Here is a 25,874-nt window from a genome sequence, read left to right as displayed (position 1 = left end):
AACGTCCCCCTCCGAAGGCCCTTCGGGAACGGCCCTTTTCGAGGGATCCTTGGGCGCCGCACCCTCCGGGGTGGGGGCCGGGTCATCGGGGGTGGGGGCGGCGAGAGGCACGAGTGCCACGGAAGGGATGGGGGTGACACCACCGACGCCCGTGGCGGGATCAGCGCGGTCGGGGCGATCAATGCGGTCAGCACGGCCTGGACGGTCAGCACCGTCAGGACGGTCGAAGCGATCGGCACGGTCAGGATGTGCGGTGTCGAAGCGATCGACATGATCAGCACGGTCAGTACGTGCGGTGTCGGGACGATCGACATGATCAGAACGGGCGGCGTCGGGGAGCCCGGCGGCCCCCTCCCCCCGCGGCCTGGGGACCGCACCGGAGTCCTCACGCCGGGATCTCCACAGATCCCGCAAGCCCCGCAAACTCGGAAAGCCCTCCTCGGAGACCCGTGGCTCGGGACGCCCCGGTGAAGTCTCCGGGGATGGGGACGGTACCTCCCCACTCAGACGGCGCAGCTCGCGCTGGACCAGTGCGGCGGGGTCGCCGAACCGGGCCAGGATCCTCTCCACGGCGGCCGGGTCGTCCGTCCCCGCGCGCTCGGCGTCGATCCGCCTGCGCAACACCGCCATGAAGTCGATCCGCTGTCTGGGCCTCATCACACCGTGCGCCGCGTCGGCCGCCTTGCTGACGTAGTCCAGGACGAGCTGGTCCGCACGCTCGATCACACTGACCATCCTCTCTCGGCATCGCCTCGCTCGTGAGCTTCTTCCCTTATTCGCTGCCCTTCACGTGATCTGTTCGCCGCCCTTCGCATGATCGTTTTCCCTCTTCGATCGATCACGGAATTCCCCCAGGCCGCGCGATGTCGGTCAAGCCTCCTACCATTGGCGGAATGAGCACGGAGTTCACCGAGTGGTTGCGCGGCCGGAGCGATGACCGGCTGCGGGCTCTCGTCTCCGTACGTCCCGAGCTCATCACCCCCGTGCCCGCCCATCTGGAAGGGCTCGCCGGACGGGCGAGCAGCCCGTCGGCGGTGGGCAGGGCGCTCGACAGGCTCGACCGGTTCACGCTCGCGGTCGTGGAGACGCTGGCCGTGCTTCCCGGCCCGATCGCCTACAGGTCGCTGCGCGCCCAGATGGCCCGTTCCCTTGCGGGGACGGCCGATCCGCAGTTCCAGAGCGCCCTCAAGGAGACGGTCGAGCGGCTGCGCACCATGGCCCTCGTCTACGGTCCCGACCGCGCCCTGGCTCCGGCGCCCGGGGTGCGGGAGGTGCTCGACGCTCCCGCGGGGCTCGGTCCGCCCGCCGTGGAGGCGTTCAGGCATCATCCCGCCGAGCGGCTGGCCGAGCTGGTCCAGGACGTCGCGGGCGAGGGCGGCGAGACGGGGAGCGCGACCAAGGAGACGCTCGCCGCGCTGCTCGGCGACACGGAAATCGTCGGACGGCTGATCGAGGAGGTCTCGCCGCAGGCGCGGTCCGCGCTCAACGAGCTGGTCTGGGGTCCGGCCAGCGGCCGGGTGCCCAACGCCCGCCGTGAGGTGCGAGCCGCCACCGCCCGGTCGCCGATCGACCAGCTCCTGTCCCGGGCACTGCTCGCCGCCACCGGCGAGGAGACCGTGGTGCTGCCCCGCGAGGTCGCCCTGTTCCTGCGCGGGGGTCGCGTCCACCGGGACCTGTCCCCTCTCCCTCCCGCCGCGGAGGGCACCGAGCGCGACCGCGGGCTCGCCGACCGCACGGCGGCCGGGCAGGCGTTCACCTTCACCCGCGCGGTGGAGGAGTTGTGCGAGCGCTGGAGTGTCGACCCGCCCGGCGTGCTCCGCAGCGGTGGCCTGGCCGTGCGCGACCTCAAGCGGACGGCGGGCCTGCTCGACCTGCCCGAGTGGGTGACGGGGCTGATCGTCGAGGTGTCGTACGCGGCGGGGCTGATCGCGGCGAGCGGCACGGTCGACGGCGACTGGATGCCCACCCCGGGCTACGACGGCTGGAGGGTGAAGGCCACCGAGGACCGCTGGGTGGTGCTGGCCTCGGCCTGGCTCACCATGGACCGGGTGCCGGGGATCATCGGCGAGCGCGACGAGCGCGACCGGCTGCTCAACGCCCTTCATCCCGACCTGCGCCGTCCGGCCGCCGCGGAGGTCCGCGCCACGACCCTGGGCGTGCTCGCCTCGACGCCGGGGGTGGCGCCCACCCTCGACGCGGTACGCGAGCGCCTGGCCTGGGAGCAGCCCCGCCGTCGCGGTGGCTACCGCGACCAGCTGGTGGAGTTCACGCTGCGCGAGGCCGAGCAGATCGGCGTCACCGGGCTCGGGGCGCTCGCGGGCCACGGTCGTGCCCTGCTCCCCGACTCCTCCGGCGGCTCCTGCACCCCGGCCGGCTCCGCCGGCGGCCGCGCGATGCCCGCCGCCCACCTGCTGCTCCCGCTGCTGCCCGAGCCGCTCGACCACGTCCTCCTCCAGGCGGACCTGACCGCCGTCGCCCCGGGGCCGCTCACCGGCGACCTGAGGCGGTGGCTCGCGCTGACGGCCGAGGTGGAGTCGACCGGCGGCGCGACGGTCTACCGCTTCGACGAGCGCTCGATCCGGCGGGCACTGGACGCGGGTCAGGGCGCCGACGAGCTGCTGGCCATGCTGGAGCGCCACTCGACCACGCCCGTGCCGCAGCCGCTCAGTTACCTGGTCACCGACGTGGCCAGGCGCCACGGCCGGATGCGCGTCGGATCGGCGAGCGCGTACGTGCGGTGCGACGACTCCTCCCTGCTCGACGAGGTGATGGCCGACAAGCGGGCGATCCCGCTGCGGCTGCGGCGGCTCGCCCCCACGGTGATCGCCTCCAAGTCCTCCCGTCCGACGCTCGTCGACGCGCTGCGCGCGATGGGGTACGCACCGGCGGCGGAGTCGCTCGACGGTGACGTGATCATCGCCCAGATCGACGTCCGCAGGACCGAGGGCACGTCGGCGGGTCGTTCCCCGGTCACGTTCAACGGCCACGAGGCCGACGTGGTGGCCGCCGCGGTGCGCGCGGTGCGCGCGGGTGACGCCGCGCTCCAGGCCCGTCGTGCCCCGGTCGCCGTCCCCGGCGGCGAGGTGCCGCGCTCCCCCGCCACCGCCACGATCACCGCCCTGCGCGAGGCCATCCGGCAGGGGTCGCAGGTCTGGATCGGCTACCTCGACTCCCAGGGCAACGCCACCAGCCGGATCCTCGAACCCGCCCGGATGGAGGGCGGTTATCTCACCGCCTACGACGAGACGCGAGCGGCGGTGCACCGCTTCGCCCTGCACCGCATCACCGGCATAGCCGACATCGTCTGAGATGCCTCCCGCCGACAGCACGAGGGGCGGAAAGGCCGCGCCGGCCCGGCGTGCCGTAAGAGGCCAGGAGGTAGTCTCGGGTGCGGGACGGGCCCGCCGCGAACTCGGCCGGCGGTCGGCGTTCGGCGGTCCGATGATCCGGCGACGGCGCGTCGTTCGCCGCGCCGCTCACCGGGGTGCGAGGGTCCCTTTCCGGGTCCCTTTTCCGGCCCCCTCCGGGCTCCGATCACCGGGACGCGACCGAGTCCATCCGCCCATGGCCCACGACCTACGCCCCATATCGTGTCAGTTGACGTTCTGAGCTCCACAGAAGCGAGAGATCCCCATTGAGCAGCGGTCACTCAGAAGGCCCCAGCACCAACCCGGACGACTGGAAGAGCCCCTACACCACAGGCCCCGGCCAGACTCCGGGCCACGAGCGGCAGCCGTACGGCTACGAGCAGACCCGGCAGGATCACCAGCCCGGCTACGCCCAGCCCGATTACGCCCAGCCGGATTACGCCCAGCCTGACTACGGTCAGCCCGGCTACAACCAGGTCCCGGCCTACGGCGAGCCCTCCGGTTACACCGACCCCGGATACGGACAGGGCTACGGACAGGGCTACGGCGAGCAGCCTTACGGGCAGAGCTACGGACAGGGGTACGGAGGTTACGGATCCCCGCCGCCTCGCAACGTCGAAGGTGTCAGGACGCACGGGATCGTCGCCCTGGTCATCAGCATCACCCTCGCGCTGAGCTGCTTCGTGAGCCCCGGCGGCATCGTCGGCACCATCCTGTCGGGCATCGCGCTGGGCAAGGTCGACGCCGATCCGCAGGGCGCGAGAAACCTGCTCAAGTGGACCTGGATCAGCGTCGGCGTCAACATCGCGCTGCTCGCCCTGGGCATGACCTTCTTCATCGTCGCCGGCGTCAACGGCGCCTTCGACTCCTGAGCGGGCCGGGGCCGTACGCGACGAGCCGGTGGGCGTTCACCGGTGCGACCATGAGCCGACCCGCCGTAGCCTGTGGTAACCGAGGGAGAGGGCCGCTGTGACTGACGGACCATTGATCGTCCAATCGGACAAGACCCTGCTCCTTGAAGTCGATCACGAGCGGGCCGGGGAGTGCCGCAAGGCGATCGCGCCGTTCGCGGAGCTGGAGCGCGCCCCCGAGCACGTGCACACCTACCGGATCACCCCCCTGGCGCTGTGGAACGCGCGGGCCGCCGGGCACGACGCCGAGCAGGTGATCGACGCGCTGATCGCGCACAGCCGCTACCCCGTGCCGCACGCGCTGCTGGTCGACGTCGCCGAGACGATGTCGCGCTACGGCAGGCTCCGCCTGGAAAAACACCCCGTCCACGGCCTCACCCTGACCAGCACCGACAAGGCCGTGCTGGAGGAGGTCCTGCGCGCCAAGAAGATCCAGCCGCTGCTGGGCGAGCGCCTGGGCGACGACGGCGTGGTGGTGCACCCGAGCGAGCGCGGCAACATCAAGCAGCACCTGCTCAAGCTGGGCTGGCCCGCCGAGGACCTGGCCGGATACGTCGACGGCGAGCACCACCCGATCGTGCTCACCGAGGAGGGCTGGGAGCTGCGCACCTACCAGCGGGAGGCCGCCGAGGCGTTCTGGCACGGCGGCTCCGGCGTGGTCGTGCTTCCCTGCGGGGCGGGCAAGACGATCGTGGGCGCGGCGGCGATGGCCCAGGCGAAGGCGACGACGCTGATCCTGGTGACCAACACGGTCTCCGCGCACCAGTGGAAGCAGGAGCTGCTCAGGCGGACCTCGCTGACCGAGGACGAGATCGGCGAGTACACCGGCACGAAGAAGGAGATCAGGCCCGTCACCATCGCCACGTACCAGGTGATGACGACCCGCAGGCAGGGCGTCTACCGGCACCTGGAGCTCTTCGACGCCCGTGACTGGGGTCTGGTCGTCTACGACGAGGTGCACCTGCTGCCCGCGCCGATCTTCCGGATGACCGCCGACCTGCAGGCGAGGCGGCGGGTGGGCCTGACCGCGACGCTCGTGCGCGAGGACGGCAGGGAGGGCGACGTGTTCTCCCTGATCGGCCCCAAACGGTACGACGCGCCGTGGAAGGAGATGGAGAACCAGGGCTGGATCGCCCCGGCCGACTGTGTCGAGGTGCGGGTGACGCTCACCGACGAGGAGCGGCTGGCCTACGCGATGGCCGAGTCCGAGGAGCGCTACCGGTTCTGCGCGACCACGCCGTCCAAGACGCGGGTGACCGAGGCGCTGGTCCGGCGGCACCCGGACGACCAGGTCCTGGTCATCGGGCAGTACATCGACCAGCTCGACGAGCTCGGCGAGCACCTGAACGCACCGGTGATCAAGGGAGAGACGAAGGTCAAGGAGCGGGAGCGCCTCTTCCAGGCGTTCCGCGACAGGGAGATCCAGGTCCTCGTCGTCTCCAAGGTCGCCAACTTCTCCATCGACCTGCCGGAGGCGGCGGTGGCCATCCAGGTGTCGGGCACCTTCGGGTCCCGGCAGGAGGAGGCTCAGCGGCTGGGCCGGGTGTTGCGGCCGAAGGCGGGCGGGGGCGGGGCGCGCTTCTACTCGGTGGTGAGCCGGGACACCGTGGACCAGGATTTCGCCGCCCATCGGCAGCGGTTCCTCGCCGAGCAGGGGTACGCGTATCAGATCATCGACGCGGACGACGTGCTCGCCGGAGATTGACCCCACATGGCGAACACGTCGTCAATTTGTGTCAGGTCCACGAAATCCCGCGGGCTTTCGACAAACAAACCACCCCCTCGCTAGGCCTCAAGGCCACTGGCGACATACCCCCATGATCTGCGGGAGTCACCAGGTTCGCCTCGCTTTTTCGCCATTTCCACGGAGAATTACAGAGAGTGTCAGGGCGATTACGGAACGATCGGATCGCCGACGAAGAGAACGCTCTCTTCGATCATCGGACGCCCACCTCAGCGACCGTTGGAACGGTAAAACGATTTTTGTCTCCGCGCGCCACCGGCGCCGGAGCAGCGCCCGCCGTGTTTTGTCACCGCGTGTCCCCGGCGCCCGCGCGGCATCCGCCGTATCCTCGTTCACCGTTAATCCTTTTGAGACTCCGCGGGGCCGTCGCTAAGCTGGTCGATTCGCTGCCCGATGACCACCACCTCCGTTTATCGAATGGGAGGCGCTTCAGCGTGCCCGCACATCAATTGGCCCCCGACATAACCGACGACTCCGCCCGGATCCTCGCCGCCGAACGCGAGCATCTGGCCGTCTCCAGAGCGGCGCTGCGCGCGATGCGCGAGCACGCCCGGTCCCTCTCCTCCGACGCCGCCGGAGACTGGGTCTCCCAGCAGATCCTGCAGGCGCTGCTCGACCAGCGCGTCGAGGCGCTCGCCGACCACTCCGGCACGCCCCTGTTCTTCGGCCGCCTCGACCGCGAGGCCGGAGACGACCTTCCCAGCACGGTCTACGTCGGGCGCAGGCACGTCCACGACGACAGCAGCCGTCCCCTGGTCATCGACTGGCGGGCACCGGTCTCGCGAGCCTTCTACCAGGCGAGCCCGTCCGACCCGATGCGCGTCGCCCTGCGCCGCAGGTTCGGCTACCGGGGCGGCGACCTGACCGCGTACGAGGACGAGCACCTCGACCAGGGCGGCGCCGCCCTCGCCCAGAGCAGGATCCTCACCGAGGAGATCGAGCGCCCCCGCTCGGGGCCGATGCGCGACATCGTCGCGACGATCCAGCCCGACCAGGACGAGATCGTCCGCTCGGACCTGGGGCGGACGGTGTGCGTGCAGGGCGCCCCCGGCACGGGGAAGACCGCGGTGGGCCTGCACCGGGCCGCCTACCTGCTCTTCACCCACCGTGAGCGGCTCGCCAGGTCGGGCGTGATGATCGTCGGCCCGAACCGGGCGTTCCTCTCCTACATCTCCTCCGTCCTGCCCGCCCTGGGCGAGGTCAAGGTCGACCAGACCACGGTCTCCGGGATCCTCGGCGACCACTCCGCCCCCGAGGACCCCGCCGTCGGCACCGTCAAGGGCGACGCGAGGATCGTCCCCGTGCTCCGACGCGCCCTGTGGGCGCACGTCGTCAAGCCCACCGAGGGCGTGCTGTTCACCAAGGGGATCAACCGCTACCGGGTGGCCGACCACGAGGTCCGCGAGATCGTCGCCTCACTGCGCGGCACCGTCCGCTACGGCCCGGGGCGCGCCACGCTCGCCCAGCGCCTCGCCCACCTGGTGCTCGTCCGGATGGAGCAGCGCGGTGAGTCTCCCGACGACCGGGTGCAGGACGCGGTGGCCAGGTCCAAGCCGGTCAGGGCGCTCGTGGACGCGGTCTGGCCCAAGCTGACCCCGCAGCAGGTGCTCCACCGGCTGTTCAGCGACCCCGCCTTCCTCGCCGCCGCCGCCAAGGACGACCTCACGGCCTCCGAGCAGTCGCTGCTGCTCTGGGCGAAGCCCTCCAAGTCCTTCCGCTCGGCGAAGTGGTCGGCGGCCGACGGCGCGCTGATGGACGAACTGGCCGACATGATCGAGCGGACCGTCCCGCTGGGCCACCTGGTGGTGGACGAGGCCCAGGACCTGTCGGCGATGCAGTTGCGCGCCCTCGGCAGGCGCTGCCGCACCGGCTCGGCCACCGTGCTGGGCGACCTCGCGCAGGGCACCACGCCCTGGTCCGCCCGCTCCTGGACCGAGGTCCTCACCCATCTCGGCTTCGAGGACGGGGCGGTCACGGAGCTCACCCTCGGCTTTCGTGTGCCGCGCGAGGTCCTCGACTACGCGGCCAGGCTGCTGCCCTCCGTCGCCCCGGACCTGGCCGCCCCCCGGTCACTGCGTCCCGGCGCGGGCTCCCTGTCGGTGCGGCCGGCCTCCGACCTCGCCGCGGCGCTGGCCCGTGCCGCCGAGGAGGCGCTCGCCCGCGAGGGCTCGATCGGCGTCATCGTCCCCGACGCCCTGGTGGGCGCCGCGTCCGAGGCCCTCTCTCACCTGGATCATCGGATGCTGAGCCCCGACACGGTCGAGGATCACCGTCTCCTGGTCGTCCCGGCGTCCCTGGCCAAGGGCCTGGAGTACGACCACGTGATCGTGGCCGAGCCCGCCGAGATCGTCGAGGCGGAACCTCGAGGGCTGGCTCGGCTGTACGTCGTCCTGACCCGGGCCGTCACCTCACTCACCGTCCTGCACACCGGGGAGCTTCCCTCCCAGCTCGCCGGGTGACGTTGTCTGACCGGTCGGCGCCAGGCGGTACGAACCGCTCCTCGGCCGGGGCACCCGGTTCGCCGCTCTGATCCCGAAAGGACTCTTGCCGACCGGGATGACACCGACGACCTTTCTGGTCCTGGTGCTGATCACCGACACGCTGTCCGCCTCCAGGTCGGTCACATAGAGCCAGGTGCCGTCCGGGGAGATCGTGATCCCGAAATGAGCCCCCTCGACCGGGATCGTGTCGACGACCCTGTTGGTCTTGGCGTCGATCACCGCCACGCTCTCCGGGATCAGCAGGGTCACGTAGACAAGGGCGCTGTCGGCGGAGACCACGATCCTGGAAGGAGGGCCACCGACGGGGATCGTGGCGACGACCTTGTTGGTCCTGGTGCTGATCACCGACACGGTGTCGGAGCCCTGGTTGGCCACGTAGACGTAGAGGCCATTGGGGGCGAACCTGATTCCGAACGGGTTCTCGCCGACCGGGACGGTGGCGATGACCCTGTTGGTCACCGTGCTGATCACCGACACGGTGTCGGAACCCTGGTTGGCCACGTAGACACGGCGGTAGGGAATGGCGGTGATCCTGAACGGGTTCTCGCCGACCCGGACGGTGGCGATGACCCTGTTGGTCACCGTGCTGATCACCGACACGGTGTTCTTTAGCACATCGGTCACGTAGACACGGGTGCCGCCGTAGGAGACGTCGATCCCGATGGGGCTGCCGCTGACGGGGATGGTCGCGGTGACCTCCCTGGTCGTCGCGTCGATCACCGACACGGTGTTCGACTGCGAGTTGGCCACGTAGACATGCGCGTTGTCGGGAGCGACCGCCACCCCGACGGGGTTGTCGCCGACGGGGATGCTCGCGGTGACCTTGTTGGTCGTCGCGTCGATCACCGACACGGTGTTCGACTGCGAGTTGGCCACGTAGACGACGTTGTTCGGCGGCGTGTCCGCCGCGTCCGCGGCCGTCGGCGCCACTGGACCGGCCGCGATGGCCAGCGCCGCCACGACGGGAAGAAGACGCGACCGCCACCCGCCCTCGGGGGTTTTCCAGTGGTGGTGATACATCGTCATCCTCCGCCGCGCCGTCAAGAAACCCGTTGTCGCAACAAACACTTCGTTCTATGACCACACGGCATCGCGTTCAGGAAACGACGCACCGGCTCGCACTATCGTTTCACCCACCTTTGTCCACTCATTGCCTGGCGGCACCGAAGCCGGCCGGACGGCATGGAGGTGATCGGGCCCTTTCGGCCCCACCCGGCCTTGCGAGCCCCCTCCTCACCCGCGTCTCCGCACACCGGCCGCCGGATCAGGCTCCCTTCCGGTGGCGCCCCCCAGGGCGGCTCTCTCAAGGAGGTACGGCGACCGATGGCCGGCATCACCTCGGGAAAATACGCCAAAGAGGCGACCCCGAAGTTTCGGGGTCGCCTCTTTGACTGAAAGCGGTTGGACTCAGAAGTCCATGTCGCCGCCGCCGGGCATGGCGGGAGCGGCCGCGGCCTTCTCGGGCTTCTCGGCGATGACGGCCTCGGTGGTGAGGAACAGCGCCGCGATGGACGCCGCGTTCTGCAGCGCGGAACGCGTCACCTTGGCCGGGTCGATGATGCCCGTCTCGAACAGGTTGACGTACTCGCCGGTGGCGGCGTTGAGGCCCTCGCCCGCGGGAAGGTTGCGCACCTTCTCCACGACGACTCCGCCCTCAAGGCCGGCGTTCACCGCGATCTGCTTCAGCGGCTCCTCCAGAGCCTTCTTCACGATCGCGGCACCGGTGGCCTCGTCGCCGGAGAGCTCCAGCTTGTCGAACGCCTTCGCGCCGGCCTGCAGCAGCGCCACGCCACCGCCGGGGACGATGCCCTCCTCGACGGCCGCCTTCGCGTTGCGAACGGCGTCCTCGATGCGGTGCTTGCGCTCCTTGAGCTCGACCTCGGTCGCGGCACCGGCCTTGATGACGGCCACGCCGCCGGCCAGCTTGGCCAGACGCTCCTGGAGCTTCTCGCGGTCGTAGTCGGAGTCGGTGTTGTCGATCTCGGCGCGGATCTGGTTGACCCGGCCGGCGATCTGCTCGGCGTCACCGGCACCGTCGACGATGGTGGTCTCGTCCTTGGTGACGATGACCTGGCGGGCGCGGCCGAGCTGGTCCAGGGTGGTGGACTCCAGCTTCAGGCCGAGGTCCTCGCTGATGACCTGGGCACCGGTCAGGATGCCGATGTCGCCCAGCATCGCCTTGCGACGGTCACCGAAACCGGGTGCCTTGACCGCGACCGAGCGGAACAGGCCACGGATCTTGTTCACGACCAGGGTGGCCAGGGCCTCGCCCTCGACGTCCTCGGCGATGATCAGCAGCGGCTTGCCGGCCTGCACGACCTTGTCGAGAACCGGGAGCAGGTCCTTGTTGGCGGACACCTTGGAGTTGACGACGAGGATGTACGGGTCGTCGAGGACGGCCTCCATACGCTCCGGGTCGGTGACGAAGTACATCGAGGTGAGGCCCTTGTCGAAGCGCATGCCCTCGGTGAGCTCAAGCTCGAGACCGAAGGTGTTGCTCTCCTCGACGGTGATGACGCCTTCCTTGCCGACCTTGTCCATCGCCTCGGCGATCATCTCGCCGATCTGCGGGTCGCCCGCGGAGATGGACGCCGTGGAGGCGATCTGCGCCTTCGTCTCCACGTCCTTGGCGAGCTTGGACAGCTCCTCCGACACGCGCTCGACGGCGGCCTCGATGCCCTTCTTCAGGGACATCGGGTTCGCGCCGGCGGCGACGTTGCGAAGACCCTCGCGTACGAGAGCCTGGGCGAGCACGGTGGCGGTGGTGGTGCCGTCACCCGCGACGTCGTCGGTCTTCTTCGCGACCTCCTTGACGAGCTCGGCCCCGATCTTCTCCCACGGGTCTTCGAGCTCGATCTCCTTGGCGATGGAGACACCATCGTTGGTGATGGTGGGGGCGCCCCACTTCTTCTCCAGCACGACGTTACGGCCCTTGGGGCCGAGGGTCACCTTGACGGCGTCCGCGAGCTGGTTCATGCCACGCTCGAGACCGCGCCGGGCGTCCTCGTTAAACGCGATCATCTTGGCTGCCATACGGCTAACCTCCCAGAGAAAGGGTGGCTTACACCGGACCGAGCCGACGCCCGCGACGGCATGTGGGCCCACGACTCCGTTCGGCGGGCCCCATCGCCTCGATCCAGGATTGGCACTCTCTATGCGTGAGTGCCAAGAATCTGTTTAGCACTCTACCCCGACGAGTGCAAGCCGCGCCCCGTTGACCTGGGCCGCGCGTGGGACGATCTTCAGCTTCACGTCACGTCCGCGAAGATCCCGCGTCACGTCGGCGTACGCGATACGTCATCATCGGCGTCATTGGGGCCTTTGGGGGCACTGTCGGGCACTGGCGGGCACTGGCGTCATTGCCGTTGTTGGCGCATGCCCGAACGACACGAACGCCCGGCTCGCCGGATGAGGGCGAGCCGGGCCTGGGCGGTGGGGGTTCAGCGGACCGCGACACCTCGGGACCCGCCGGATCCTCCCTGCGAATTCATGAAACGGCCGCGTCAGACCGCCCGGACGGATTCCGCCTGGGGACCCTTCTGCCCCTGGGTGATCTCGAACTCGACCCGCTGCCCCTGCTCCAGGGCGCGGTAGCCATCCATCATGATCGCGGAGTAATGGACGAACACATCCTTACCACCGTCTACCGCGATGAAGCCGTAGCCCTTGTCCGCGTTGAACCATTTGACGGTGCCCTGCGCCACTTGCGACTCCTCTTACTGGTCTTAAAGGACGACGCCCATTCCTCTCGCGAAGTCCCCAATCTCCGGGGCGGACTTCGCCACGTCGATCGTTCCGACCATACCTGTGGGAAGCGGTCGGGCAACAGAGTCAAGCACCAAACTACCTCTTTACGAGAGCTTTTATCACGAGGAGAAAGTTTCATCATCACTACTAGTTAGTCAGGGGTTACATTATTCGTGCACGCGACAAATATGAGCTTCTGTCATAAAACACGGCACCCGCCCGGCCGGAGCCGGGCGGGTGCCGTGGATTCGCGGGTTCCCCTGGGGATGACGCGGTGCGACGCGAGGCGGTCAGGGCCGCGTCAGGACGGAGGAGTCAGCCTCCGGCCACCGCCGGGATGATGGAGATCTGAACACCGGAGGGCGTCGCCGTGTCGAGGTTGTCGGCGAAACGGACATCCTCATCCCCCACGTAGACATTGACAAAACGTCGGATCTTTCCCGATTCATCGAGAATCCGGGCACCGATCCCCGGGAAGTCCGCGTCGAGCTTCTGAAGAACATCGCGCAGGGTCTCGCCTTCTCCGTTCACCTCGGCGGCACCATCGGTGCAAGTCCGGAGAATCGTCGGAATCCGCACAGAAACGCTCATAATTCAGTACCTTTCACGATTTCTAGGCGATAGCCGCACGGAATGCGTCAAGAGAGGGTCGAATCACTGCGGTCGGGCGCGCCTCCGCGGCCACCGCGTCCAGGGTCTTGAGACCGTCGCCGGTGTTGAGGACCACGGTCTCGGCGTCGGGGTCGAGCGTGCCCGAGGCGACCAGCTTGCGCAGCACCCCGACGACGACGCCTCCCGCCGTCTCGGCGAAGATGCCCTCGGTCCTCGCCAGCAGCCGGATCGAGTCGACGATCTCGGCGTCGGTGACGTCCTCGACCGCGCCGCCGGTGCGGCGGGCGATGTCCAGGACGTACGGCCCGTCGGCCGGGTTGCCGATCGCGAGCGACTTGGCGATCGTGTCCGGCTTGACCGGCCGGATCACGTCATGACCCGCCTTGTAGGCGGCCGAGACCGGGGAGCACCCCTCGGCCTGGGCGGCGAAGATCTTGTACGGCCTGTCCTCGACCAGGCCGAGCGCGATCAGCTCCTTGAAGCCCTTGTCGATCTTCGTGAGCTGCGAGCCGGAGGCGACCGGGATGACGATCTGGTCGGGAAGACGCCAGCCGAGCTGCTCGGCGATCTCGTAGGCGAGCGTCTTGGACCCCTCCGCGTAGTACGGCCGGAGGTTGACGTTGACGAAGCCCCACTGGTCGCCCAGCTCGTCGCCGATGAGCTCGGAGCAGAAGCGGTTCACGTCGTCGTAGGTGCCCTCGATGCCGATGAGCCTGCCGCCGTACACGGAGGCCATGACAATCTTGGCCTGCTCCAGGTCGGAGGGGATGAACACGCAGGCGTCCAGCCCGGCCCGCGCGGCGGCGGCGGTCACGGCGCCGGCGAGGTTGCCCGTGGAGGAGCAGGAGAGGGTGTGGAAACCGAAGTTGCGTGCCGCCTCGACGGCGATGGCCACCACGCGGTCCTTGAAGGAGTGGGTGGGGTTGCCGGAGTCGTCCTTCACGTGCAGCGAGCGGATGCCCAGCTCGCGGGCGAGGTTGCCGGCGTTGACGAGCTTGGTCCAGCCGGGCGCCATGTTGGGCTTGGCGGCCACGTCCTCGGGGACGGGCAGCAGCGAGCGGTAGCGCCAGATGTTGGTCGGCCCCTCGGCGATCCGCTCCCGGGTCACACGCCCGAAGTCGTACGCGATCTCAAGGGGCCCGAAACACTCGCTACACGCGAAGCTGGGGCCGAGGTCGTAGCGGGCACCGCACTCCCGGCAGGACAGCGCCACGGCGGGGCCGAAGCGCCGGTCGCGCGCGCCGTCGGCACGAGCGGAGGAGGTGGTGTTCTCAGTGGTTGCGAGCGCCATGAAGCGAGGCCTTTCCCTCATCTTCGTCTGGACCACCCTGGTCACAGACCGGAATTGGCACCTGTCCCGGTCGACCTCGTTCAGATCACGGGTCGTGAACCGGGATGGTTGCCGGGGCTTCGCAGGGCCGGTCCCTCCACCCCTCTGGATGAGCAGATATTCAGTTGGAAACCTGACGCGCAGGTCTTGAGCACTCTACCTCGCCCCACCGTCCTCCTGACTTCGTGTCTCACTGTGCGAGATACGGCGTGTTATCCAGCGGACAACCGGAACCGGGCCGCCGACCGCGAGACACGCGGCGGGCACCACGCACAAGCGGGTGAGGCCCCCGCCAGGCGGGGGCCTCACCCCTTCGGGTCAGCGCCGGACACGGCCCGCCGAAGGTGCCTGGGAACGAGTCACGGCACCCTGAATCCGAGGGTGTAGGAGCCGGAGCCGGCTGCGGCGACCACCCGATATCGGTAGTAGCCTGCCGTGCCGGTGTAGGAGATTTTCTCGTTGGCGCCTGGGCCGTCAGAGGTGGCGACGGCCGCCCAGCTCCTGCCGTCCCACTTCTGCAGATACAGGTCGAAGTCGCTGCCTTCAGCGGTCAGACAGGCGGAGTGGACGCCCCCCGTGGTTGACCTGTAGTAACGGCCCTTGGGCTGGTAGGCGGTCGCGCCGTTGGCGAGGGTGCCGGTGTAGGTGTTCGGGAAGCCGGTGCAGGTGCCCAAGACCGGCGGTGGCTGATTGCCCGCGACGGTCCTCAAGGTCAGGCCGTAGGCGGTGAGGATCGGGCCGACCGGCTGGAAGTAGGTGGTGCCCCCCTGGTCGCAGTCGCCGGAGCCGCCGGAAGTGACACCCTGGGCCTGGTCGATGGAGATGAAGGAGCCGCCCGAGTCCCCTGGCTCGGCGCAGACGCTGGTGCGGGTCACCCCGGAGACGGTGCCCTGGGGATAGGTGACGCTGGCGCCGCGCTGCTGGATGAGGCCGCAGTGCCAGCCGGTGGTGGAGCCGGACCGGCAGACCGAGGCCCCCTCGATGGCGGGCGTGGCTCCGGCGACGGACACGACGCCGCCCTGGCCGTTGTCCACCGACGGGGTGGGGGTCCAGTCGGCGTTGACCATGACCCAGGAGTAGTCGTTGCCGGGAAAGGTCGACGCCTGGAAGACACCCTGGGGGGCTCGGTTGAAGCCGGTGGTGGTGTCGCCGGCCTTTCCACAGTGGCCCGCGCTGACGAAGCCCGGTTGGGTGCCCTTGAGCACGGGGAAGCCGATCGAGCAGCGGCTGGTGGAACCGATGTAGTAGGCGTTGCCGCCCACCAGGTCGTACAGGGGCAGAGGAGCCTCGGCGGTGGGCACCACCTGCACCGCGTCCTCGTCCACGTCACTGTCCAGGACGACGCCCTCGGCCGCCTCGGGGTTCAGGGAGAGGACGAGTACTTTGTTCCTTTTCACGTCGACATAACGCACACTCGCCACGTGCCGCGAGAAATCCGGGGAGAGGTCGAGCTTCGTCTTGATCTCGTTGAGCTCCGCCAGCGACCTGGGGACGACCTGGGCCTCGGAGCCCGCCGCGAGGATCGAGGGGACATCGGTGCCACTGGTGGTGGCCGTTATCAGAGTGTCCGCGGTGGTTCCCCGAAGCCAGACGCCGCCGAAACGGGGACCGAGTCTTTCGGCCATCCGCAACGCGATCGGGGTGAGGCGGGCCTCGTTGAGCAGGCGTTCGCGAGCCTCGGCCGGGGTCAGCCGGAGGTCGCGCTCAAGCGCCTTCAGCATGCCGGGCGGCGGTTTCAGCGCGGCCGAAACGATCGGTACGGCCGCGTCGGCGGACGGGATGGCGCGCGTGGCCGGGGCACCCGCCACCTGACGCTCGGCTCCGGCCGGTACGGCGGCCAGGGCGAGCGCGGTCGCGGTCAGGGCGCATGATGCGATGAGGACGTGTCTGCGGGACATGTGGGTTCTCCTCGACCTTTGCCTGTGAAGCGCGAGGGGAGATCACCGCATGTCACCCATTGATCACGTGACGCGGGCAACGCCACTTTAGATCAGACAAGGCCGCCGAAGCCGCGTACCACGCGGAAGGTGTTCGCGAACGGTTCCCACCGGCCCCGGCCCTTCCAGAACCGGACTCCCCTCCCAAACCGGGCGTCCGAGATCAGACCCGGGCCGGACGGACTCCATTGCCCGGTTCGGTGTCGATCCTCACGACCCGCGTGTCCGGCACCGGATAACGATGCCGGACGTCGACTGGCCGTAATCGGGCAAAGAGGTCAGGGCAGTCGGGACGAAGCAGCCCGGGGGTCGAGACCGGGATCAGAAGCCGTAGGCGTCGCCCAGGGCTCCCTGGACGTATTTGCGCGCCTGGTGGATGCGCGACTTCGCGGTGCCCAGCGGGATCCGGAGCTGCTCGGCCACCTCGTTGTAGTCGAGCTGGCAGATGTCACGCAGCACCAGCGCCTGGGCGAGCTCCGGCTTCTCGGCCTCCAGCGCCTCCATCGCGTCGAGCAGGTCCAGCCGGGACCCGGCGATCACGCTCACCCGGGCGACGTCCGGCTTCTGCAGCGGCAGCTCGTCCGAACTCTGCTCGGCGGCGCGGCGCTTCAGCGAGCGATAGGTGGTCCTCGCGCAGTTGGCGGTCACGATGTGCAGCCAGGTGCTGAACCGGGCACGCCCCTCGAAACGGCCGATGTTGCGCGCCACCGCGAGCAGGGTGTCCTGGCAGGCCTCCTCGGCGTCCTGCCTGAAGGGAAGGATCCGGCCGCAGTGCCTGAGCACGGCGGGCTCGATCCGCCTCAGCAGCTCACCGAGCGCGCGGTGGTCGCCCTGGGCGGCCGATCGGGCCAGGTCCTCGGTCGTCTCGTCCAGCGCCATCACGGGCCCCCATCAGCGGTCACGGTCGCTGGACATCCTATGGTCCGGCCCTCGGACGGCGCCCCTCCCCTCCTCCCTGCCAAAGCCCTCCCCTTCTTGCCGCCAAAAAGGTGATACGTCGAGCCTCATCACTTCACCTGCCGACAAGAGCTGACACAATTCGTTGAACACCGTTCTTTCGATGACCCGAAGGGCGAGGACACCCCGCTGCGGTGCCGGTTAACCTTCGAAAACAGGCGTGTCCCCAGCCAGTGAAGGGATCTCATGAGCGCGATCCTGGTGGCCTCCAATCGCGGCCCCGTCTCCTTCACCCTCTCCGAGGACGGCTCACTGTCCATGCGCAGAGGGGGTGGCGGCCTGGTCTCCGGCCTGTCGGAGGTCGCGAGGGACGTCAACGCCCTGTGGGTCTGCGCGGCGCTGTCCGACGGCGACCGAAGCGCCGTGCGGCTCGCGCCCGGTGGCCGGCTCGACCAGGCGGGCTACGACACCGGGACGGTGCGGATGCTCGACATCCCCCCGGCGACCTTCCACCGCGCCTACAACGCGGTCGCCAACTCCACCCTGTGGTTCGTCCACCACCTCCTCTACGACACCCCCAACCGGCCGCACTTCGACGCCAGGTTCCGCAGGGAGTGGGAGTCGTACCAGGCCTACAACGAGGCGTTCGCGATGGCGCTGGCCGAGGAGGCCCCGCACGGGGCGCGGGTGATGGTGCAGGACTACCACCTGAGTCTCGCCCCGGCGATGCTCAGGGGGGAGCGCCCCGACCTGCGGGTGGCGCACTTCTCGCACACGCCGTGGGCCCCGCCGGAATACTTCAGCCTGCTCCCCGACGACGTGGCGACCGAGCTCCTCGAAGGCATCCTCGGCGCCGACCACGCGGGCTTCCTCACCGACCGCTGGGGCGGGGCGTTCATGGACTGCTGCGAGGCGGTGCTCGGGGCGCGGGTCGACCGCGGGGAGCGTACGGTCACGCACGCGGGCAGGACCACCAGGATCGGCACCCACAGCCTGGGCGTGGACGGCAAGGCGTTGTGGACCCGCGCCTCCGAGCCCGACGTGGAGTCGCACATGGCCGCGCTCCGCGACCAGGTGGGCGACCGCAGGCTGATCGTGCGGATCGACAGGACGGAGCTGTCGAAGAACATCGTGCGGGGCCTGCTCGCCTACAAGCAGTTCCTCGCCACCTACCCGGAGTGGCACGGCCGGGTCACCCACCTCGCCTTCGCCTACCCCTCCCGGCACGACCTGCCCGAATACCGCGAGTACACCGCGGCGGTGCAGCGCTGCGCCAAGGAGATCGAGGACGAGTACGGCACCGAGGACTGGGATCCGCTCATCCTCAACGTCAACGACGACTACCCGCGCTCGCTCGCCGCCTACCGGCTGGCGGACGTGCTGCTGGTGAACCCGATCCGCGACGGCATGAACCTGGTGGCGAAGGAGGGGCCGGTCCTGTCTCCGCACAGCGCGCTGGTGCTGTCGCGGGAGGCGGGTGCCGCCGCCGAGCTGGGCGAGCACGCGCTCACGGTCAATCCCTACGACGTCTCGGCCACGGCCGCCGCGCTGCACGAGGGCCTGACGATGCCTTCGGCCGAGCGTTCCAGGAGAGGTGTCCTGCTCGCCGCCGCGGCGACCGCGCTCCCCCCGCACCGGTGGTTCGCCGAGCAGCTCGACGCCCTCGGGTGACGATCAAAATCGTTGGGCGGTTTTAACCCCACATGAGATAATTTTGGCGGCTATTTCACTTTTTTGGTGCACGGGAGACCAAGTTGACCGCGACCGCGCACGTCCGGCTGATCCGCGACCGCGCGACCTGGCTGATCTACCTCCAGTTCGGCGTCTTCGCCACCTACCTGTACGGCCTCAGCTCCGCGCTCCCGCTGCTCCGCCTCGACCAGGGCGTCTCCCAGGCGGTCGCCGGGCTGCACGGGACCGCGATGGCCGCCGGCGGCATCGTCACCGGTCTCGTCCTGCCCTGGGTGGTGGGAAGGATCGGGCGGCAGGCCGCCATCTGGACGGGGATGGCCGGGATAAGCTCCGGCACGCTCATGGTCGCGGCGGCCCCCACCGTGCTGCCGGTCACCCTTCTCGGGTACGGCGTCGCCGGCGCGCTGTCCGCGCTCGTCCTGTTCCCGGGCATGGCCGCGCTCGACGATCGGCACGGTCCCGCGGGTCCGGCGGCGATCAGCGAGGCCAACGCCGTCTGCGTGATCGTCGGCATCGGGGTCCCCTTCGTGGTCAGCGCCGCCGCGCAGAGCGCCCTCGGCTGGCGGGCCGCGCTGCTGGTGACCTCCGTGCTGGCCGCGCTGCTCGCGCTGGCCATGGGTCGCGTACGGATCCCCGAACCGGAGAAGACCGTCGGCGGTGCCGCCACGGACGGCGGTGCCCGCTTCGGCTGGCGGTTCTATCTCGCCGCGACCGTGCTGTTCTGCTGCGTCGCGATGGAGTTCTGTTTCAACCTGTGGGCGGCCAAGCTGTTCTCCGACCAGACGGGACTGCCCGCGGCGGTGGCCGCGACCGCGGTCGCGGCGTTCACCGCCGGGATGGCGGCCGGGCGGATCGCCGGGGCGTGGCTCGCCCTGCGCATCCCGCCGACCGCGCTGTTCCTCGGCGCCCTCCTGGTCGCGGCCGTCGGGTGGGCGATCTTCTGGCTGAGCACGGACCCGGTCTTCTCCTACGCGGGTCTCGCCGTCTCCGGGCTGGGGGTGGCGCTGCACTTCCCGATGGCACTGTCGCGGCTGCTCGCCACCTCCGGCGGGCGGCGGGACCGCGCGTCGGCGATGGCCGCGATCTTCTCCGGGCTCGCGGTGGGAACCGGGCCGTTCCTGCTGGGCGCGCTGGCCGACGGGTTCGGCACCCAGCTGGCGTTCCTCATGGTCCCCGCCCTGATCGGGCTCGCCGTCGCGGGACTGCTCGTCACCGCGGGCGAACGTTCCCTGAGGAGCGTGGGCGAACCGGCCTGAACGGGCGTTCCGAACGTCCCCGGTCGTTTCCCTGCGGGGTATGTCCGAACGGGTGCCGTCGGGCGTTCGCGGGAGTGGCTGCGAGCGTGTCGGAGAGAGCGCCGCCGAGCGGTCCCGCAGGGATCGGCCACGTGTTCGAGGACCCCCGGGGGCCGTGTCCGCCCTACGCCTCGCGCTCGACGGCGTCGGCGATCGAGGTGAGAAGCTCCAGGACCCCCGGGGGGCCGTCCACCACGATGTCGGCCTCGACCTCAATCTCCGGCGATCCGCTGAACACCGTCACGCCCGGCAGACCCGAGGCCCGCACGGCCGCGAACGCCGCGAGATCTCCCAGGTCGTCCCCCGCGAACAGCACCGACCGAGCGGCCCGCTCGCTCAGGAAGGCGCTCAGCGCCACCCCCTTGTCCGTCCCCGGCGGGCGCAGCTCCAGCACGAACTTGCCCGGCTCCACCGTGAGCCCCGCCTCCGCCGCCAGCGCGGCGACCGGCTCGCGCAGCGCGTCGAGCGTCGCCCACGGATCGGCCGCCTGCCGGGTGTGCACGGCCACCGACCGCTCCTTGTCCTCGATCCTCACCCCTTCGACCCCCGCGACGAGCGAGACGAGCCCGCCTTTGGCCAGGTCGAGACCCGGGTGCACGGGCGGGGCGGCGAGCGCGCCCGCCTCCCAGCGTTCGAGGCCGTAGTGCCCGAGCACGACCAGCCCGGGGACCCCGGCCAGGGAGCCGTACTCGACGGCCGTGGCGGCGGGGCGGCCGGTCACGATCACCACGGCGCCGACCAGGCGGCCGAGCCTGCCCAGCACCTCGGCCCCGCCGGGGTGGATCCTCGCCGCCGCGGGATCGGGGACGATCGGGGACAGCGTGCCGTCGAAGTCGAGCCCGATCACCGCCCCCGCCGGGTCGGCGACGATCGCCTTCAGCCCTTCGGACGTGTTCGTCGTCATATCCGCCTCGCCCTGTCGAGTGTGGTCACCGTCATCCTCGTCCCAGCCCGACGAGTCCCATCGAGCCCCCGTCGAACTCTCGCCGAACTCTCGCCGAACCCCCGTCCGACATGGCCCGGCCGAACCTCGCCCGGTCCTCTTCGAATCCCCTCAAGCGTGTTCGGGCGTCATGCTCGCCCGGCCCTCACCGCCTTCGAGGTCTCGCCCGTCCTGTCGGCCCGGCTCTCGCGATCGCCCGCCGCGACCGGTCGTACCCGGAGATCAGGGTCGCAAGCCCATTTTTCGGGCGGAACGGTCGCGACGGCGGGTCTCGCGGAGCCGGCGCAGGCGCTTGACCAGCATCGGATCGTGGGCGAGCGCCGCCGGGAGGTCGATGAGCTCGCTGAGCAACTGGTAGTAGCGCGTCACGGAGATGTCGAAGACCTCGCGGACCGCCTGCTCCTTGGCGCCCGCGTAACGCCACCACTGGCGCTCGAAGGCGAGCAACTCGCGCTCCCTGTCGGTGAGAGCCCTCTGCGCGGGCTCCGGAGCGGCGCCGTCACCGGAACTCGGCGCGGTGTCCATTGCTTCCTCCTCCGTCGGGGGGCACGCGGCGGTCACACCGCGCACGCGCGGCCCGAAGTCAGGATAGTCCGGAATTTCGCGCTGTTCATGACGGATGTGGCGACGTACAGTCACCTGATGTGACCTCTGTCATCAGCCTTCTCAGCGACTACGGACTGGAAGACGGCTACATCGCCGCATGTCACGGCGTGATCGCCGGAATCTCTCCCGAGTCGCGGATCATCGATGTGTGCCATCTGGTCCCCTCGGGGGACGTACGCCGCGGTGCGGCGATCCTGGCCCAGACGATCGCCTATCTTCCCTCCGGCGTGCACGTCGCCGTGGTGGATCCCGGCGGCGGCGGCTCACGCAGAGCCGTGGCGGTCGAGGCCGGCGAGCATGTGTTCCTGGGCCCGGACAACGGGCTCCTGTCGTGGGCGATCCACGCCAGCGGGGGCGCGCGTGCCGCCTACGAGTTGTCCAACACGGACCTCTTCCTGAAACCGGTCTCGCCGACCTTCCACGGGCGCGACCTCTTCGCCCCCGTCGCGGCGCACCTGGCGATCGGGCGCCACCCGTCCGAGCTGGGACAGGAGATCCCGCTGGAGCGGCTGGTCTCGCTGCCCGCGCCCACCTCCGTGCTGCAGGAGGACTGTGTCGAGGGGGAGGTGCTCTCGATCGACCGGCACGGCAACGCCCAGCTCTCGATCGGCTCCGGCGACCTGGCGACGCTGGGCGTCGCGCTGGGAGAGACGCTGGTGGTCTGGCTGGGCAGGCGGCGGCTCTCGGTGCCGTTCAAGGAAAGCTTCGCCTCCGTGCCACCCGGGGAGATCGTGGCCTTCACCGACTCGGCCGGGCTGATCGCGCTCGCGGTCAACTCGGGCGATGCCTCCCAGCGGCTCGGCCTGCCGCCCGGAGCCCACGTACGCCTCTCTCCCTGCCCATGAAAGGCACAGAAAAAGCGACTTAGGGAGAAGTATCCCGACGCGTTATGCCGTTTACCTAATTATCGTTGTAGCCGAAGGATCGTTTCAGCTGTAAATGCACATGCCGGAATTCTGATGACGTGTCCACATTCCCCCGGACAATGGCACCCTTTCGTTCTTCCGCTCCCCCCGGCCCGGCCTCCGACCTCGGCGGTGTCGAGGCTCACCGCCCCCGCCGCCCGCGAGCACCCCGCCCCCACCGGATATACGAGCTGACCTGGCAGTTAAGGAATCCACAGGGGTACGGCAGAGCGGGCGCGCCCGGATCGAAACAGCGATCGGCAATTATTCGTTCAGCCACGGATCCGCGATCATTACCACAAGCTGACCATTCTTGACCCTCCAGAAAGCATGTCGCTGGATAGTCTCACTCCCGTTACTTTGAGTAGCCGCGTGCAGACGGTCCTTTCAAAAGGCCTCATACACTGCCGCGACGATTTCCTTCCAGGGGGAACCACAATGATTCGTCGTCTTCTCATCACCTCCGCGTGCGTCGGCGTCGCCGTCCTCGCGCCGGCCGTGGCCGCCTCCGCGTCCACGTCCTCCACCAGCTCCGCGACCAAGGTCACCGCCGCCTCGGTCGTCAAGGCCGCCGCCAAGGCCAAGGCCGCCAAGAAGGCCGCCGACTGCTGCGGCGCCGGCGTCGGCGTCGTCAGCGCGGCTCCCGCCTTCATCCCGACGAGCACCGTCACGTACGGCACCACCGTCATCCCCACCGCCGTGACCACCGGCTGCGGCGGTGTCCTCTCCAGCGGCGTCTACGGCGCCGGTGTGTACGGCGGCGGCGTCTATGGCGCCGGTGTGTACGGCGCCGGATGCTACGGCGGCGGCGTCTACGGCGGCGGCGTGTACGGCGGCGGCATCTACGGTGGTGGCGTCTACGGGGGCGGCGTGTACGGCGGCGGCATCGGCGGCGGCCTCATCGGCGGTGGCCTCATCGGCCGTGGCGGCAACACCATCGGCGGCGGCGGCAACATCATCAGCAGCGGCAGCGGTGTCGGCCACGGCGTCGGCATCGGCGGCCTTGTCGGCATCGGCGGCGTCGGCGTCGACATCCTCTAGCAGGACGGACGTCCCTGCAGCGGATGTCCTGCGGTAAAGGCGTCTCGCGGTAAAGACGTTCTACGGTAAAGCGGGCAGGGCGTGGCCTCCACAATTCCATGTGGGGGTCGCGCCCTGTCGTCGTTCCCGGGGTCCGCTCGCGAAATCCCCGCTTCGGCCCCTCGCCGTTCCCGGCCCGCTCGCGAAACCCCGCCCTACCGCCCTCGCGACTCCACGCGGGGATCGCACCGTTCCCCACCCCGCCCGCGAGACCGCTCCGCCGGTCCTTCGCCGTCCTCCCGGGGCCCCCGGTCTCCGCGACGCCCTCCTAGGCGTGGATCACGTCGTGGGTCTCGGCGAAGTGGCACGCACTCGCGTGTGCGGTGCCCGGCCTGACCCGCAGCGGCGGCTCCTCGACGGCACAGATCTCCTGGGCCTTCCAGCAGCGCGTACGGAACCGGCACCCCGACGGCGGACTGGCGGGAGACGGCGGGTCGCCCTGGAGGATGATCCGCTCACGGCGCTCGCGTCCCTCGGGGTCGGGCACGGGAACGGCCGACAGCAGCGCCTGGGTGTAGGGGTGCGCGGGCCGGTCGTAGATCTCGGTGTCCTTCCCGATCTCCACCATCTTGCCCAGGTACATCACCCCCACCCGGTCGGAGATGTGCCGGACCACCGACAGGTCGTGGGCGATGAAGACGTACGCGAGGCCGAACTCGTCCTGCAGCCGCTCCAGCAGGTTCACGACCTGCGCCTGGATCGACACGTCGAGCGCGGAGACCGGCTCGTCGCAGACGATGATCTCCGGCTGGAGCGCGAGCCCGCGGGCGATCCCGATGCGCTGACGCTGACCGCCGGAGAACTGGTGCGGGTATCGGTTGATGTGGTCGGGGTTGAGACCCACCACCTCAAGGAGCTCCTGGACCCTGCGGCGCCGGTCGCCCTTGGGTGCGACCTCACCGTGGATCTCGAACGGCTCGCCGATGATGTCGCCCACGGTCATCCGGGGGTTCAGCGAGGTGTACGGGTCCTGCATCACCATCTGGATGTTGCGGCGGGCCCGCTTGAGCTCGCCGCCCCTCGCGTCGGCGATCTCCCGGCCGTTGATCCTCACCGAGCCCGAGGTCGGCCGCTCCAGCGCCATCAGGAGCTTGGCCAGCGTGGACTTGCCGCACCCCGACTCGCCCACGATGCCGAGCGTCTCCCCCCTGCGCAGGTCGAAGGAGACCCCGTCGACGGCCCTGATCGCGCCGACCTGCCTGCGCAGGACGATGCCCTGGGTGAGCGGGAAGTGCTTGACCAGGTCGCGAACCTCAAGGATCGGCTCACCCGTGACTGCCATCGAGGACCTCCCTCCAGTAGTGACACGCGCTGGCGCGCGTCGGGCCGATCTCGTACAGCGGGGGCGCGTCGACGACGCAGTCGTCCTGACGGTACGGGCACCGGGGGTGGAAGGCGCAGCCCGTGGGCATGTCGAGCAGGTTCGGCGGCATGCCCTTGATGGCGTACAGCTCCTGACCCTTCTGGTCGACCCGGGGGATCGAGTCGAGCAGGCCCTTGGCGTACGGGTGGGCGGGCCTGCGGTAGATGTCGTGCACGAGGGCGTTCTCCACGATCCGCCCGCCGTACATGACCGCGATCTTGTCGGCGACGTCGGCCACCACGCCGAGGTCGTGGGTGATCAGAATCAGGCCCATGTCGCTCTCGCGCCGCAGCTCGCCGAGGAGTTCCATGATCTGGGCCTGCACCGTCACGTCGAGGGCGGTGGTCGGCTCGTCGGCGATCAGCACCTCGGGGTCGAGCGCGATCGACATCGCGATCATGATGCGCTGGCGCATTCCCCCGGAGAACTGGTGCGGGTAGTCGTGCACCCGCTGCCTGGCGGCGGGGATGCGGACCCGGTCCATCAGCTCGATCGCCTTCTTGGTGGCGTCGCGCCTGGAGGCGCCCCGGTGCACCCGGAACATCTCCCCGATCTGGTCGCCGACGGTGAACACCGGGTTCAGCGCGGAGAGCGCGTCCTGGAAGATCATCGCGATCCGGCGGCCGCGCACCTGGGCACGGGCCTCCTCCGACAGGCCGAGCAGGTTCGTGCCCCGGAAGCGGATCTCGCCCCGGGTGACGCGGGCCGGTGGGGAGTCGAGGATGCCCATGATGGCCTGCGCGGTCACCGACTTGCCCGAGCCGGACTCGCCGAGCACGGCGAGCGTCTCCCCGGGGTTCAGCGAGTAGCCGACCCCGTTGACCGCCTTGACCACGCCCTGCCTGGTCACGAACTCCACGTGCAGGTCGTCGACGACGAGCAGCGGCTCGCCGCCCGGCGTCTCTCTGGAGGGCACCACCTGTGTCGAGGTCTTCTTCACGGC

The 25,874-nt window shown here is 69.6% G+C and carries 19 protein-coding genes and 1 riboswitch; of the genes, 8 read left to right on the top strand and 11 right to left on the bottom strand.

The genetic code is table 11. The features are described from left to right. The first annotated feature begins 893 nt into the window (after positions 1-893). The 4 genes from ACFY3D_RS36360 to ACFY3D_RS36345 all read left to right on the top strand — a co-directional run bounded on the left by ACFY3D_RS36360 (position 894) and on the right by ACFY3D_RS36345 (position 8,482). On the top strand, positions 894-3,308 hold the full coding sequence (locus tag ACFY3D_RS36360; RefSeq protein WP_389988519.1) for a helicase-associated domain-containing protein: 2,415 nt from the start codon (positions 894-896) through the stop codon (positions 3,306-3,308). A 326-nt stretch (positions 3,309-3,634) separates the two neighbouring features. Beyond that, on the top strand, positions 3,635-4,240 hold the full coding sequence (locus tag ACFY3D_RS36355) for a hypothetical protein (protein ID WP_389988516.1): 606 nt from the start codon (positions 3,635-3,637) through the stop codon (positions 4,238-4,240). A gap of 97 nt (positions 4,241-4,337) precedes the next feature. After that, positions 4,338-5,984, top strand: coding sequence for a DNA repair helicase XPB (locus ACFY3D_RS36350; protein WP_350945790.1), 1,647 nt, complete (start codon positions 4,338-4,340; stop codon positions 5,982-5,984). A gap of 473 nt (positions 5,985-6,457) precedes the next feature. Then, a complete protein-coding gene (locus ACFY3D_RS36345) occupies positions 6,458-8,482 on the top strand; it encodes a HelD family protein (RefSeq protein ID WP_389988512.1) in 2,025 nt (674 codons plus the stop codon). On the opposite strand, the gene ACFY3D_RS36340 is transcribed toward ACFY3D_RS36345, so the two are convergent. The 7 genes from ACFY3D_RS36340 to ACFY3D_RS36310 all read right to left on the bottom strand — a co-directional run bounded on the left by ACFY3D_RS36340 (position 8,432) and on the right by ACFY3D_RS36310 (position 17,029). Continuing rightward, a complete protein-coding gene (locus ACFY3D_RS36340) occupies positions 8,432-9,544 on the bottom strand; it encodes a cytochrome D1 domain-containing protein (protein WP_389988509.1) in 1,113 nt (370 codons plus the stop codon). The genes ACFY3D_RS36345 and ACFY3D_RS36340 overlap by 51 nt on opposite strands. 387 nt (positions 9,545-9,931) lie before the next feature. Next, positions 9,932-11,557: a chaperonin GroEL gene (groL, locus tag ACFY3D_RS36335; protein ID WP_350945793.1), complete on the bottom strand. Its 1,626-nt coding sequence runs from the start codon at positions 11,555-11,557 to the stop codon at positions 9,932-9,934. 470 nt (positions 11,558-12,027) lie between these two features. After that, positions 12,028-12,228 (bottom strand): cold-shock protein, encoded by a 201-nt coding sequence (locus ACFY3D_RS36330; RefSeq protein WP_012895270.1) that lies wholly within the window; start codon positions 12,226-12,228, stop codon positions 12,028-12,030. 358 nt (positions 12,229-12,586) lie between these two features. Next, positions 12,587-12,862: a MoaD/ThiS family protein gene (locus ACFY3D_RS36325; RefSeq protein ID WP_389988506.1), complete on the bottom strand. Its 276-nt coding sequence runs from the start codon at positions 12,860-12,862 to the stop codon at positions 12,587-12,589. A 22-nt stretch (positions 12,863-12,884) separates the two neighbouring features. Further along, positions 12,885-14,174, bottom strand: coding sequence for a threonine synthase (gene thrC / locus ACFY3D_RS36320; RefSeq protein ID WP_389988503.1), 1,290 nt, complete (start codon positions 14,172-14,174; stop codon positions 12,885-12,887). Between the two features lie 14 nt (positions 14,175-14,188). Continuing rightward, positions 14,189-14,329, bottom strand: a riboswitch (SAM riboswitch). Positions 14,330-14,572: 243 nt separating this feature from the next. After that, a complete protein-coding gene (locus tag ACFY3D_RS36315; protein ID WP_389988500.1) occupies positions 14,573-16,111 on the bottom strand; it encodes a S1 family peptidase in 1,539 nt (512 codons plus the stop codon). Between the two features lie 360 nt (positions 16,112-16,471). Beyond that, positions 16,472-17,029 carry an RNA polymerase sigma factor gene (locus ACFY3D_RS36310; RefSeq protein ID WP_350950281.1) on the bottom strand — a complete coding sequence of 186 codons (558 nt, stop codon included), beginning with the start codon at positions 17,027-17,029 and terminating at the stop codon, positions 16,472-16,474. Positions 17,030-17,293: 264 nt separating this feature from the next. On the opposite strand from ACFY3D_RS36310, the gene ACFY3D_RS36305 reads away from it, so the two are divergent. Together ACFY3D_RS36305 and ACFY3D_RS36300 are read left to right on the top strand one after the other, a co-directional pair. Next, positions 17,294-18,718: a trehalose-6-phosphate synthase gene (locus ACFY3D_RS36305; protein WP_389779682.1), complete on the top strand. Its 1,425-nt coding sequence runs from the start codon at positions 17,294-17,296 to the stop codon at positions 18,716-18,718. Positions 18,719-18,801: 83 nt separating this feature from the next. Continuing rightward, a complete protein-coding gene (locus tag ACFY3D_RS36300; RefSeq protein ID WP_389988497.1) occupies positions 18,802-19,995 on the top strand; it encodes an MFS transporter in 1,194 nt (397 codons plus the stop codon). A 163-nt stretch (positions 19,996-20,158) separates the two neighbouring features. Here ACFY3D_RS36300 and otsB read toward each other — a convergent pair whose 3' ends face one another. After that, on the bottom strand, positions 20,159-20,938 hold the full coding sequence (gene otsB, locus ACFY3D_RS36295) for a trehalose-phosphatase (protein WP_389988494.1): 780 nt from the start codon (positions 20,936-20,938) through the stop codon (positions 20,159-20,161). A gap of 261 nt (positions 20,939-21,199) precedes the next feature. After that, positions 21,200-21,502 carry a DUF3263 domain-containing protein gene (locus ACFY3D_RS36290; RefSeq protein WP_350950277.1) on the bottom strand — a complete coding sequence of 101 codons (303 nt, stop codon included), beginning with the start codon at positions 21,500-21,502 and terminating at the stop codon, positions 21,200-21,202. A gap of 119 nt (positions 21,503-21,621) precedes the next feature. On the opposite strand from ACFY3D_RS36290, the gene ACFY3D_RS36285 reads away from it, so the two are divergent. Then, positions 21,622-22,428 (top strand): S-adenosyl-l-methionine hydroxide adenosyltransferase family protein, encoded by an 807-nt coding sequence (locus tag ACFY3D_RS36285; RefSeq protein WP_389988491.1) that lies wholly within the window; start codon positions 21,622-21,624, stop codon positions 22,426-22,428. Positions 22,429-22,926: 498 nt separating this feature from the next. Then, positions 22,927-23,529, top strand: coding sequence for a hypothetical protein (locus ACFY3D_RS36280; protein WP_389988488.1), 603 nt, complete (start codon positions 22,927-22,929; stop codon positions 23,527-23,529). A 307-nt stretch (positions 23,530-23,836) separates the two neighbouring features. On the opposite strand, the gene ACFY3D_RS36275 is transcribed toward ACFY3D_RS36280, so the two are convergent. Beyond that, the gene (locus tag ACFY3D_RS36275) at positions 23,837-24,850 is read right to left on the bottom strand and encodes an ABC transporter ATP-binding protein (RefSeq protein WP_389988485.1); all 1,014 of its coding nucleotides are present in this window, start codon (positions 24,848-24,850) and stop codon (positions 23,837-23,839) included. Continuing rightward, positions 24,834-25,871, bottom strand: coding sequence for an ABC transporter ATP-binding protein (locus tag ACFY3D_RS36270; RefSeq protein ID WP_389988482.1), 1,038 nt, complete (start codon positions 25,869-25,871; stop codon positions 24,834-24,836). The genes ACFY3D_RS36275 and ACFY3D_RS36270 overlap by 17 nt, the downstream gene beginning before the upstream one ends. Between the last annotated feature and the right edge of the window lie 3 nt (positions 25,872-25,874).

Source organism: Streptosporangium sp. NPDC000509 (genome assembly GCF_042898365.1).
Taxonomy (GTDB): domain Bacteria; phylum Actinomycetota; class Actinomycetes; order Streptosporangiales; family Streptosporangiaceae; genus Streptosporangium.
Note: the sequence above shows the minus strand (reverse complement) of the source record. Positions and strands in the feature narration are given on the sequence as shown.